The following is a 12151-nucleotide window of genomic DNA, read 5'->3' on the forward strand; positions in this document are numbered from 1 at the left end:
CCACCGGGCTCGCTCGCGCGAACGACCTCGGGGTTCACGCCATCCATCTCTACAGTCTGGGCGCTCATGCCGTACACATCGTCGGCACTCGGCGCCTGAGGGTCGACATGGCCGGGGAAGTGCTTCATCCGCCAGACGACCTTCTCGAAACTCTTCGTCTTGCCCTTGGTGTCTGCGCCGTAGAAGGCGTAGGTGTTCGGGTGATAGGTCCGTTCAGTGAGCCGCTGATGGAAGCTCTTTGCTCGGCCAAGATATTTGACGTAGTCAATCCAGGTTATCGGCATTCCACCTTCTGGAGCCAACCACTCTTCCTTGACCAGTGCCCACCAACGGTCCCGCCGGCGGTAGATCTCGTCGTACGGGTTCTTTTCATGCAGACACTTCTGCACGGTCTTGCCATCGGCATCGCGCACTTCAAGCCAGCCCTTGTCGTAGCGCTGCGTGGGCAACAGCTCCAGCGCGCCCGGCGCCTGGGCAAACACGGCTGTCACTTCCTGGCCGGTGCCACCGATGACGCGGCCGCCGATCGGGTCTTCCTCGAGCATGCCGACCTTGCAGCGCCGGTAGGCAACCGCCGCGCCGTTCGCCGGCATCACGCCATGCACGATGCCGGCGATCTTCTCCTGTATGCCCGGCAAGGCCTGGCAGGCGCGCGCCACCAGTCCGCCCATGCTGTGGGTGATGACGATGACCTGTTCGCAGCGCGCCCAGGGGCCGTTGTGCTTCGCAATGATCTGCTCGATGCGTTGCTGCAACCGGATGGCGGCCTCTTCGTTGTCGTCGAGCCAGTTGTAGCCGCAGGCATGGACAGGCAACAGCCAGTTGCGCAACTTGGCGAAGTCCTCCGGGGTGGAATCCACGAACGGTTTCTGCGGGCGCCAGGATGAATCGGCGCCGGTGCGTTCGGTCATCAGGGCTGCAATCTGGGCTTCGGCCGCAGTGGCAGGGAGGCCAGAGCGAAAGCCGTTGAGAAGCTTCTCGAGCTTCAGGAGGAAGGCGTGATAGCTGCCCTCGCCGATCTCGCCCCAGCCGCGGTCCTTGTACGGGATGGTGAAGGCGGAGCCGTCGGCGCGGGTGGGGACGTTGCCACCGGCATCGACTTCCGTGCGGTCGGGGTGGAGGAGTTGCTGGCGCTCTCCGGCTTTTTGCGTCAACTTGTCTCTGGCGAGCCACAGCGGTTGACCTTGAATGGTGTCGAGCCGCCAAACGGGCAGCTTCCTGTCTTTCGACATCAGATTCGTCCCCATGATCCCCGGCACGAAGACGATGGGTAGCACATTCATGACATCGACACGGACCTCGACGAGATCCGTGCGACTTCGCTCGGTGAGGGTCCATGTGTATTGCAGGACGTCACCATCCGCAGAGACCGGATGGGCGACACGCGGGAAGCCAGGCACTTTGAATTGGGTCATGGTGAATCACTTAGCGCTGGAGGCCCAGCAGATGGAGGGTTAGTTCGTCCGGGCTGACACCCTTCGCGGCGGGAATGACGCCGTCCGCGCCAGTAACTCCATCAATGAAGCTTCCGTCACGATGAATCAGGCGGTACTTCATCTGCGACATGAGCTCTCCCGAATGGCTCATGAGGACAAATGAGTCATCGAACGCCATCTTTGGAAACGATCGAAGCTCTGTCGCAAGCGCGCCGGGCTCTTCGAAGGCAGTGCCGCCGGACTTCACCGTGAACGGCCCCCGCATGCCGAAGACCACCTTGCCATCTGCCAGGCGCAGGTAGGTTCCGTCCTCCAGCACCAGCGTGATGCTCTTGCCTGCGCGCACGACGACGTCTGCTTGCGTGGACGACAGCGTCAGACTTTTCTCTGCGGTGATCTCGACCTGACCGTGCTGCGCCTGGTGAATGAGGTCGCCCTGGTTCGCGATGCTGCGGATGTCACCTGCCACGGCAAACTGCCCGATGTCTCGGCCTGCGGTCTGCAGGATCGACTCGCCCGCATAGTGCTGCTGATTGCGCCCGGCCACGCTGTCGACGTGGCCGCCCGCGTACTGTGTGTGGTTCATGGGCGTGGCACTGGCGACGCCGGCCGCGCCGCTCATTGCCAGCACAGGTTGACCGCCGGGCGCATGGCCCGTTTGCTCGACGTCATCGCCGGCCATGCCGTGGCCTAACGCCTGTACCGCTTCCTGCAAAGCCTGCTGTGCCGCGGTATCGGGCGTACTGGCCACACAGGTCTTCGCCGCATGTGCCAGTTCCTTGGCGAGCGCCAACGCCCGCTCCAGCTGGACAATGAGCTCATCGCGGCTCAGGATGCCTCCTTCGCCCTGGGGGCGACCATCGGTCGACAGCAGCATCGCCAGGGCGCTGCGGATCGATGCATATCCATCGGTCCTGAGCTCCACTCCTTCTCCCGCCTCAGCCCGCCGCCCCGCGTGGCCCGCCACCCTGGTGATGTGCCCAAGGCTCAGGCTGGAACTCTGGTAGTCGCTCTTCAATTGCGCTTGAATCTTGCCGGCCGTGTCGTCGAGCACCAGGTGGTTGCCGCGCCCCGCCGCAGCGTTGCCGCTTCCGGGTGCGAGCTCCCTGGAGCGGAAGCCGCTGAGCGCAGCCTGCCCGGGCAGTTCCCACGGCGGCTGGTTCAGCGCGTTGTGCACCCGGCCCGTGCAGATCGGCAGGTCCGGGTCGCCACCGATGAAGTCGACGATGACCTCCTGGCCGATGCGCGGCAGCTGGATGCCGCCCAGCTGGTTGCCCGCCCAGGGCGAGCTCACGCGCACCCAGCAGCTGCTGTTCTGATCCAGCCGCCCTTCGCGGTCCCAGGGGAACTGCACCTTGATGCGTCCGAGCGCATCGGTCCAGATGTCGGGGTCGGTCTGCTTCGTTCCTTCCGTCCGGGTGGCGCCAGTCACTCGGGTGACCCGGCCCGTGTCGCCGGCCTCGTTCGATGCCCGGTCTTCCTGCGTCCTCGGCCCGACGACGACGGCGCTCTGCGGGCCGGCACCGACGGGCTTGCGCTGCGTGAGCGCCGGGCGCAGCGCTTCGGTGAGCGGGTGCGCGGTCAGCTCGAGGTCGACGCGCCACTGCTGGCGCCGGCCGGGTGCGGCGTCCTTGATCTGGCTGTTCTGGGCGATGTCTTCGATCAGGAAACGGGTGGCCAGGATCAGGTAGTCGGCGTTGGCGCTGTGGCGGGGGTGGTTCTGCAGCCTGAAGGTGCAGCCCGGCTCCATGCCGCGCAGGTTGCCGCGGGCCTGGGCGCGGGCACCGGCGGTGCGCAGCGCCTGCATGCGCAGGCCGGCCAGCAGGCGGCCTTCGGCTTGGGGGTCGTTGGCTGGGGGGCCGGCGGTGGCGGTGGCGGTTGCCGTGGCGGTCGCGGTGCCAGGGCCGCCAGTGCGTCCGGCGCGCGGCTGGGCGTAGTGGCTGCCGCCGGGATCGGCGTGCCAGGCGTAGACCTCGTCGAGGGGGCGACTGTTGGGGCGACCGGCGGATCGACTGGTGTCCGGGTCATTGCCCTGGCCGTTGCCCCGCCCGTCGGGGCGCGGATCGCGCCGCTCGATGTGCAGGTCGGCCCGCGGCCGGGTGTAGTCGTGCTCGCGCGTGGCGTAGGCGCCGCTGGTGAGGCGGCTCAGCGGGATGAAGCCGTGGAGGTATTCGGCATCGGTCTTCCAGCCGGGTGGGTGGTAGTCGACGGCGCGGTACGCCTCGCTCGGGTTGGGCTGGTAGGCGCCCATGGCGTCGCTGAGCACGAGCCGGTGGGTGCCCTCGCGGTGTTCGAAGTGGTAGCTGATGCCCCATTCCTGGCACAGGCGGGAGATGAAGTCGAAGTCGCTCTCGTTGAACTGGGTCTGGTAGTCGCGCTCGGGGTAGGTCTCGATGAGGCGCCTGGCGACCGGGAAGGCGTAGGCGCCGAGGACGGCGTCCAGGATCTGCACGACGCTCTGGTTCTGGAAGATGCGGCAGTCGCTGCGCAGGGTGGCCTGGTGCAGCCAGGGGCGCAGGGTGAGGCGGTAGAGCAGGTGGCGGCCTTCTTCGCCGACGAAGGCGGCTTCGGTGATGAGGGCGTTGATCTGGCGTTCGCCCGCGCCGATGGCGTGTGTGCTGGCGCCGACTGCGCCGGGGACGAAGGCGCCCATGCCGTCGAGCTGGATGACGCAGCTGATCTCGCGGCCGATGAAGGCGTCGAGGTCGAAGTCGGCGGCTTCGCCGGGGGGCGTGTCGAAGGGATTCGGGGCGTCGGTCGCCTCCGGCGTCTTGAGCAGCAGCTCGTACGCGAACAGGCTGTTCATGCCTTCGCGGCCCGACAGGCGCACGGGCTCCAGGACGGGGATGCCATGGATGAGGGGGAGTGCGGCGCTGGTGATCGATAGCGTGCGTGAAGTCATGCGAATCTCCTCCCGGTCCTCATTTGTCCCGAATGCCCCAGAGCTCCATCTGCAGCCCCGGGAACTCGCCAGCGACGTGCAGCGCGAGGCCGCCGAACTTGAGCAGGTGCTCCCACAACGGCCCGCGCGCGTCCACCTGGAAATAGACGAAGCCGGCGTTGAATGGGATCTGGCGAGGCGGGACGGGCAACGCCTGAAGCGGAATGCCGGGCAAATGGGATCGGATGAGGTCGGCCAATCGATCGCTCGGGCCAAGCTTGGATATCTGCGGAAACTGCGCGGCGATCTGATCCGGCGGCCTGTGGGCAGTGACCGCGAACACGAGGCTCGCAAAGCTCCGGAGATCGGCGGGATCGATGGCCGCAACGCGCATGCCATTGGGCCGATCGGACAAAGGGATGTTCTGTGCACTGCGCACGAGCACATCGTTGAGCAACGATTGCAGGTCGCCCACCAGGTCCTTGAAAGACAGGTAGGGATCGACGTGTTCGTAGTCGGGCAGCTTCCGGGGCCGACGCGTGCTGGGCCTCACGAAGGTGGAAAGCTCACCACCCATCGCTCGCAACGCAGAATAGAGAGTCTCTGGCGAGACCTCCGGCACACGCAGCCAATGCGCCAGCAACGGCTCGTACCGATTGAGGATCTGCAACAGCAGAAAGTCCGACACCTCTGCCGCTTCCGTGGATTGCCCATCGCTGCCACTGAGGCGTCCGGCCAGCGACTGGGCGCGCAATTGGCACAGACCGTGCAGATGAGTCATCCAGTCGCCCAGCAAGCCGCTCGCGCCATAGCCAGTCACGGGAGGAAGCAGGGTGTGATCGATCGTGATGCTGCCATCGGAACGCAGGGCAGTCACACGCGTGAGTGGCAGACCGATCCATGCGTCGGTCAGTTCGCGCTGGGGCAACAGACGCAGGCGCAACCGGGACAACTGAACCGTCTTCGGACCTTGCCCTATCGAGTTGGCATCGCGCAGTTCGGTCTCGAAAACCGAGAAGCGTGCAAGCGACGCATTGGCCAGCAGCGCATCGTCAAAGCTGGTTTCTTCGCCATTGGGGGTGCGGATGGGAACGGCCAGATAGACGATCTGATCCAGGTGCTCGGGACGAATCGTCAAGGGCGCAGGCGGCGATGTCTGGCCCGGCGTATCGAATGGCGTGCCATCCTGAAAGACTCCCGTCGCGCCAGCGAGTACGAGCTTGCCAAGAGACAGCGAGTCGGTGTCGAGACTGTAGTGACTGAAGCCCCAGAAGAACGGACTGAGCACCGAAGCGCGCTTGTTCGCCAGATGCTCGAAGTAGCGTTCCTGCTGCTGAAATAGCTGGGGCCGCAGGAAGAGGCCTTCGCTCCAGGCGACTTTGTTGTACCAACTCATGGGGCAATTTCTCGTAGATGAAGCGTCGAACTACTCGACCGCGGTAATTCGAACGTCATGTGCTTGCAGCTTGATCAGCAGCTTCGTCTTGTTCGCAGGCAGCACACTGCGATACCACGCCGCCTCGGGGGCGGGCTCGATCCTCTGGGTCGCTCGCCAATCGGATCGCGCAAGTTCTCGATAGCCCGCCAGCACGGCGATCACCGCCAGATCGGGATGCGATTTGCGTCGTATGGTTTTGACATCGCCTGGACGAAAGATGAACTCTTCGCGAGTGAGCAGATCGCCACCCAGCAGGGCCTTGTCTCCGCTTTGCAGGGAGAAGTAGTCGGCCGAGTCGAACAGCGCTTCGGACTTCAACTCGTAGATCCGCACCAGGATCGGCGCTGCTCGCCCCTTCTCGTCCACATTGACGTCGGCCGAGGCACTCACGGTGATGTCGAGCTGCGTCTGCTCTTTCGGTCCGAACGAGAATTGCTCGGATGGCGCTGCAAAGCGCGGCAACGTGGTCGACGACGACGCACCGGCCGCATCGGACGTCGGCGTACCGTTGGACGGCGCAGCAACCGCCGACGACCTCTGCTGCGCAGAGACCGATAGCGAAGCCACGCCGACGAGCACGGCGGCAAGCAGCTCGATGGCCGGGTGCGACTTCGGCCGGACTGCCGAGCGCAGCGCGCATCGAATCATCACGTGCAGACGATAGAAACGATCAAAGAACATGACGCAAGCCGGTGAGGTGGTATCGACGTGATCCGCAGGCCGAGCCAGGAGCGGCAGCGATCTGCCACCGACCTGGTGTCCTGGAATCGATTCATGCAACGTGTGGAAGACCGATCGGCCTTCCACCGCCCGTCAGGACTCCTTGTTGCCCTTGATGTCGTACCCTGCCGTGACAGCGCCACCACTGCCGCCTTGTGCGTTCTGTACCGCGTACTCCTGCTTGATCTTGGAGAACGACAACCGCACCCTCTCCTTGACGCGCAGCTCATCGGCGGTCGAGCCGAATGGCTGAACACTCGTGATGATCACATCGGTGAACGTGAACTTCAGGTACTCCAGCGGGTTGCCGCCCGCCTTGCGCACAGTGAGCTTCGCCTCCGGCACATGCTTGCCGGTGAGGCAGTACTTCATGAGGTTGGGGCTCGATCGATCGACGTAATGGTCGAACTCCAGATCTTCCACCGTGGCCTTGCCTGCCCCACCGCCTGATCCGGCGTGCATGGTCGACTCCTGAAGAACCTTCCAATTGAAGGTCAGCACTTCGATCTCGTTCTTGTGGCTCGAATCGAGCGACTCGCCTTCGATGCCATTGATCTTCAGAAAGATATCCTGCGACATGTGAACTCCCTTTTTTATATAGGCACGAAATCCATGCGATGCATGGAAAGAGCAGCGCTCAGGCCACTTCCTTGAGCGACGGCAACTTGGTGACCAACCGCAGCGAAACGGTCAGCCCCTCAAGTTGAAAATGCGGCCGAAGGAAGAACTTGGCGCTGTAGAAGCCGGGGTTCCCTTCGATGTCGTCGACCAGGACTTCCGCCGCAGCCAACGGTCGCTTCGCCTTTGTCTCCTGGGAGGAGTTGGCTGGATCCGCATCCACATAGCTCATGATCCATTCGTTGAGCCAGCGCTGCATGTCGTCGCGCTCCTTGAAGGTTCCGATCTTGTCGCGCACGATGCACTTGAGGTAATGCGCGAACCGCGTGCTGGCAAATAGATAAGGCAAACGCGCGGACAGGTTGGCGTTGGCTGTCGCATCGGCGTCCATGTACTCCTGAGGCTTCTGCATCGACTGTGCACCGATGAACGCCGCGTGATCGGTGTTCTTGCGATGAACCAGAGGAATCAGGCCGGCCTTCGCGAGTTCGGCCTCGCGCCTGTCGGAGATGGCGATCTCGGTGGGGCACTTCATGTCGAATCCACCGTCGTCGGTCGGGAAGGTATGGCAGGGCAGGTTCTCGACCGTTCCACCCGACTCGACACCGCGAATCATGGTGCACCAACCATAGAGATTGAAGCTGCGATTGATGTTGACAGCCATCGCATACGCCGCGTTGTTCCACACGTAGTTTCGATGGTCCGCGCCGTCGGTCTCTTCCTCGAAATCGAACTCGTCGACTGGGTTCGTCTTCACGCCATAAGGCAGCCGGGCAAGGAAGCGCGGCATTGCGAGCCCGACATAGCGAGAGTCCTCCGTTTCTCTCAGCGAGTTCCATGGTGCATGCTCGAGATTCGACGTGATCTTGGCAAGATCTCGGGGATTCGCGAGTTCTTGCCAGGACCCCATGCCCAGCAGCGACGGTGATGACCCGGCAATGAAGGGCGCGTGAGAAGCGGCAGAGATCCGTGCAATTGCGCCCAACAATTCGACGTCGGCAGGCGTATGGTCGAAGTAATAGTCGGCCACGAGACAGCCATAGGGTTCGCCGCCGAGTTGACCGTACTCTTCTTCGTAGATGCGCTTGAAGATCGGGCTCTGGTCCCAGGCGACGCCTTTGTGGCGACGCATGGTTCTGCGCATCTCGTCCTTCGAGATGTCCATGAAACGGATCTTGAGCTTCTCGTTCGTCTCGGTGTTCGACACCAGATGGTGCATGCCTCGCCAGGCCGACTCCACACGGAGAAACTCCTCCTTGTGCAGCACCAGATTGATCTGCTCCGAGAGCTTGCGATCGATCTCGGCAATGATGGCTTCGATGCTGCTGTAGGCGTCGTCAGTCATGGTCGCCGCGTTGACCAGTGCTTGCTCGGCCAGCGTGCGCACCGCCGCCTCGACGGCGTACCGTGCTTCATCCGTCTTGGGCTTGAACTCCCTGTCGAGCAACGATGCGAAATCGATCGTCTCGGCGTGGTGCGTCTGCAGAACCGCAGCGTGGTTGCTGTTGGATTTCATGACGGTCCTCAGACGATCTCTGGAGAACGATGCACTTCCGAAGAGCCCGACGTCTCGTGGGTCTTGGGCAGGGTCGCCAACGATTTCATGAGCGCTGGATCCAGCAGCAGCTGGTTGACCAGTCCTTCGGCACCCGCCTTGCCATCCATATAGGTCTGCAGGTTCGACAGCTGTGTACGCGCCTCGAGAAGTCGTGCCAGCGGCTCGACCTTGCGTGCGATCGCGGCGGGGGAGAAATCGTCGATGCTCTCGAAGGTGATGTCGACCATCAATTGGCCTTCACCGGCCAGGGTATTGGCCACGGCAAACGCCACGCGCGGGCGCACCGCCTTCATCCGATCATCGAAGTTGTCGATGTCGATATCGAGGAATTTCCGATCGCCCACTGGCGGCAATGGCTCTGCAGGCCGTCCCGACAGATCGGCGAGCACGCCCATGACGAAGGGCAATTCGATCCTTTTTTCGGACCCGTAGATCTCGACGTCGTATTCGATCTGGACCCGAGGTGCCCGGTTGCGGGCAATGAACTTCTGACTGCTGCGGTTGCTCATGACAACTCCCTGTTGTTGATTGAGGTGGAGAGGCCGTTGCGGGTTGCGTGACATCACCCCGCATCGGCGATGAATGGGTCATGTGTATTCAACGTGGCAAGCGATGCGTCCTCCTTCTGCGTGAGCTTGGTCGGCATTCACCGGCAGGACGTCCACGAACATCCGGGACACCTTGCGCTGCGCCTGGAGCGCATCCAGCCAATGGCCGGACAACACGGGCAGAAGGTGCTGGTCGATGAAGCCGATGAGCCGGCGCGCGCCGCTTTCGTGGACGCCGCATTGATCGATGACGTAGCGGTGCAGCGCGTTGTCATAGCTGAGCGCAACGCCGTGTTGGTCGCGCATGCGATTCGCCACACGATCCAGATGCAATGCGACGACACCGTCCAGCACGTCCCTGGGCAACGGGAGATAGGGCACCACCGCAAGCCTGCCCAGGAATGCCGCAGGAAAGACGCCGCGCAACGTGGTCTGCAAGGACTCGCGCAATGCGCGCGCATCAGGCACGAAGGCCGCGTCGTCGTGCAGCCGTGCGATCAGTTCCGAACCCGTGTTGCTGGTCGGCAGGATCGTCGTATTCCGAAAGTCGATCCGGCGCCCTTCACCGTCTTCCATCCACCCTTTGTCGAAGACTTGATAGAACAGTTCATGCACATCCGGATGCGCCTTTTCGATCTCGTCCAGCAAGACCACGCTGTGGGGCTTGCGACGCACGGCTTCGGTCAACACACCACCTTCGCCGTATCCCACGTATCCGGGCGGGGATCCTTTCAACGTCGATATGGTGTGCGGCTCCTGGAACTCGCTCATGTTGAGCGTGATGAGGTTCTGCTCGCCGCCGTACATGGCCTCCGCGACCGCGAGGGCGGTTTCTGTCTTGCCGACACCGGAAGGTCCGACCAACAGGAAAACACCAACGGGCCTGCGGGGATCGGTGAGGCCGGCACGGGCCGTCTGGAGGCGCTCGGCGATCATGTCGAGGGCCTGGTCCTGGCCCAACACGCGGCGCCGAAGTGTCGAACGCAAGGCGAGCACCGCCTCGACCTCGTTGCGCACCATGCGGCCCACGGGTATGCCCGTCCAATCGGCCACGATGCCAGCGACGGTGGACTCATCAACCTGAGGCAGGACCCAAGGCGACTCTTGCTGGAGATCAGCAAGACGTTCTTCGAGCGCAGCCAGCGCGTCACACATCGCGGGGTTTGAAACTGCTGAGGCCTCGCCCGCCTCCATTCGCAGGGCATGGATACGTGAAACCAGCTCGAGCTCGTCACGCCATCGCGCCTCGTCGCTGCGCAACCGATCTCGATGGCTCGCCACCTGGCTGCTGATGCTGGCGATGCGTTGCTCGCGCGGCACCCGTCCCTGCGTAATCAGCGCTTCGGTACTGAGCAGGTCCAACTCCAGCTCGAGTGCCAATATCTGCTGGCGCAGGTAAGCCACGGCCGCAGGCGGCGTGTGCAGGGACATCGCCACACGGGCACACGCCGTGTCGAGCAGGCTGATTGCCTTGTCGGGCAACTGGCGGGCGGGAATGTAGCGATGAGACAGCAGCACCGCAGCCCGAACTGCCTCGTCCATCACCGCCACTCCGTGGTGGCGTGCGAAAGTGGGCGCCAAGCCACGCACCATGGCCGTTGCTGCGCCCTCATCGGGTTCCTGCACCTGAAGCACCTGGAAGCGGCGCGTCAGCGCAGGATCCTTCTCGATATGGCGCTTGTATTCGCTCCACGTCGTTGCGCCGATCATGCGCAGGGTCCCGCGAGCCAGCGCGGGCTTCAACAGATTCGCTGCATCGCCCGTCCCGACCTGGCCGCCCGCACCGATCAACGTATGCACTTCGTCCACGAACAGCACCACGGCTCGAGCCGATGCGAGCGCCTCTTCAAGCACACCCTTGAGACGCGCTTCGAACTCTCCTCGCATGCTGGCACCGGCGATGAGCGCGCCAACATCCAGACTCAACAAGCGGACCTGATGCAGCGCCGGAGGAACGCCACCGTTGACAATGGCGTGCGCCAGTCCCTCCACCAATGCGGTTTTTCCGACGCCAGCGTCACCGGTCAGCAGCGGATTGTTCTGGCGGCGTCGCAGCAGGATATCGACGAGCGTCCTGATCTCCTGATCGCGCCCTATCACCGGATCGATCTTTCCGAGCAGCGCTTGCGCCGTGAGGTCGGTGCAGAAGCGATTCAGCGGCGATTCTTCATCTCGCGACTCGGCGAGCATCTGGACGGAGTCGCCAGGAACCAGAAGTGGGCCACCTGAACTGTCATGAGACCGATGAGGCCGCTCGCCGTGTTCCGGCGACTCTGCGACGATCGAGGGAAGCATGTCGGCCAACGCGTCTACCGGAATTCTTCGAAATGCGGGCACCATGTCGAACAACAGCTGCCGCAGTTCCGCATCTCGCAGCACTGCCAGCAGCAACCATGCGCCACGGATGCCGCCGTCGCCGAACTCGAGGCTCGCGACGATCCATGAACGCTCGATGGCGGTCATCACATGCTGAGAAAAATCCTGAAGCGAACTTGCACCGGCCGGCAACCTGGAAAGCGCTGCCGCCAGATTCCGATGCACGACGTCGCGATCGATCCGATAGTGGGCACAGATCCGATGGATGTCCCCATCGTCCAACTGGCAAAGCTGATGGAACCAGTGCGTCAGTTCCACATGCGGGTTGCCTCGCAACTTGGCAAATGCCGTCGCGGATTCGACGGCGCGAAAAAGAGTCGGATTGAGTTTTCCGAAGATCACCCTCCGCAGGGTGCTCATCGAGCAACCCCTGCGTTCAAAATTGACGCACCTGCATGCGCAATCCGACCGCCGCGCACGTTTACAGCGGCAATCCACCTTTCGATGTTCTGCATTTCCTCAACCCTGTTATCTATTTTTGTTGGGCTGGATTCTGAAGCCAAAAACACTCCGGCAACTTTGCCTTGCCGCTTGCCAATCTCTTTATCTTGTGATTTTGTGACTTAAATCACTGGA

General features: G+C 63.0%; 8 protein-coding genes. All 8 read right to left on the bottom strand.

Annotated features, from left to right (window positions below; all coding sequences use genetic code 11):
* The coding region (locus AC07PZ_RS08155) for an esterase/lipase family protein (RefSeq protein WP_495294567.1) at positions 1-1415 on the bottom strand (1415 nt) is incomplete at its 3' end.
* Positions 1416-1425: 10 nt separating this feature from the next.
* The gene (locus AC07PZ_RS08160; protein WP_495294568.1) at positions 1426-4338 is read right to left on the bottom strand and encodes a type VI secretion system Vgr family protein; all 2913 of its coding nucleotides are present in this window, start codon (positions 4336-4338) and stop codon (positions 1426-1428) included.
* Positions 4339-4357: 19 nt separating this feature from the next.
* Entirely contained in the window at positions 4358-5713 is a 1356-nt protein-coding gene (tssK, locus tag AC07PZ_RS08165) for a type VI secretion system baseplate subunit TssK (RefSeq protein WP_495294569.1), read from the bottom strand.
* 30 nt (positions 5714-5743) lie between these two features.
* Positions 5744-6436: a type VI secretion system lipoprotein TssJ gene (gene tssJ / locus AC07PZ_RS08170; RefSeq protein ID WP_495294570.1), complete on the bottom strand. Its 693-nt coding sequence runs from the start codon at positions 6434-6436 to the stop codon at positions 5744-5746.
* A 132-nt stretch (positions 6437-6568) separates the two neighbouring features.
* Positions 6569-7054, bottom strand: a complete 486-nt coding sequence (locus AC07PZ_RS08175; RefSeq protein WP_495294571.1) for an Hcp family type VI secretion system effector — start codon at positions 7052-7054, stop codon at positions 6569-6571.
* Positions 7055-7112: 58 nt separating this feature from the next.
* Entirely contained in the window at positions 7113-8609 is a 1497-nt protein-coding gene (gene tssC, locus AC07PZ_RS08180; RefSeq protein WP_495294572.1) for a type VI secretion system contractile sheath large subunit, read from the bottom strand.
* 8 nt (positions 8610-8617) lie between these two features.
* Positions 8618-9160, bottom strand: coding sequence for a type VI secretion system contractile sheath small subunit (gene tssB, locus AC07PZ_RS08185; RefSeq protein WP_495294573.1), 543 nt, complete (start codon positions 9158-9160; stop codon positions 8618-8620).
* A gap of 78 nt (positions 9161-9238) precedes the next feature.
* Positions 9239-11935, bottom strand: coding sequence for a type VI secretion system ATPase TssH (gene tssH, locus AC07PZ_RS08190; RefSeq protein WP_495294574.1), 2697 nt, complete (start codon positions 11933-11935; stop codon positions 9239-9241).
* Positions 11936-12151 lie beyond the last annotated feature (216 nt).

It is taken from the genome of Variovorax sp. GW821-FHT10B04 (assembly GCF_059415645.1).

What these genes read in the sequence shown, in the direction of transcription:
- AC07PZ_RS08160 (WP_495294568.1), bottom strand. Translation starts at nt 4,338, where the DNA reads ATGACTTCACGCACGCTATCGATCACCAGCGCCGCACTCCCCCTCATC.
- tssK (WP_495294569.1), bottom strand. Translation starts at nt 5,713, where the DNA reads ATGAGTTGGTACAACAAAGTCGCCTGGAGCGAAGGCCTCTTCCTGCGG.
- tssJ (WP_495294570.1), bottom strand. Translation starts at nt 6,436, where the DNA reads ATGTTCTTTGATCGTTTCTATCGTCTGCACGTGATGATTCGATGCGCG.
- AC07PZ_RS08175 (WP_495294571.1), bottom strand. Translation starts at nt 7,054, where the DNA reads ATGTCGCAGGATATCTTTCTGAAGATCAATGGCATCGAAGGCGAGTCG.
- tssC (WP_495294572.1), bottom strand. Translation starts at nt 8,609, where the DNA reads ATGAAATCCAACAGCAACCACGCTGCGGTTCTGCAGACGCACCACGCC.
- tssB (WP_495294573.1), bottom strand. Translation starts at nt 9,160, where the DNA reads ATGAGCAACCGCAGCAGTCAGAAGTTCATTGCCCGCAACCGGGCACCT.
- tssH (WP_495294574.1), bottom strand. Translation starts at nt 11,935, where the DNA reads ATGAGCACCCTGCGGAGGGTGATCTTCGGAAAACTCAATCCGACTCTT.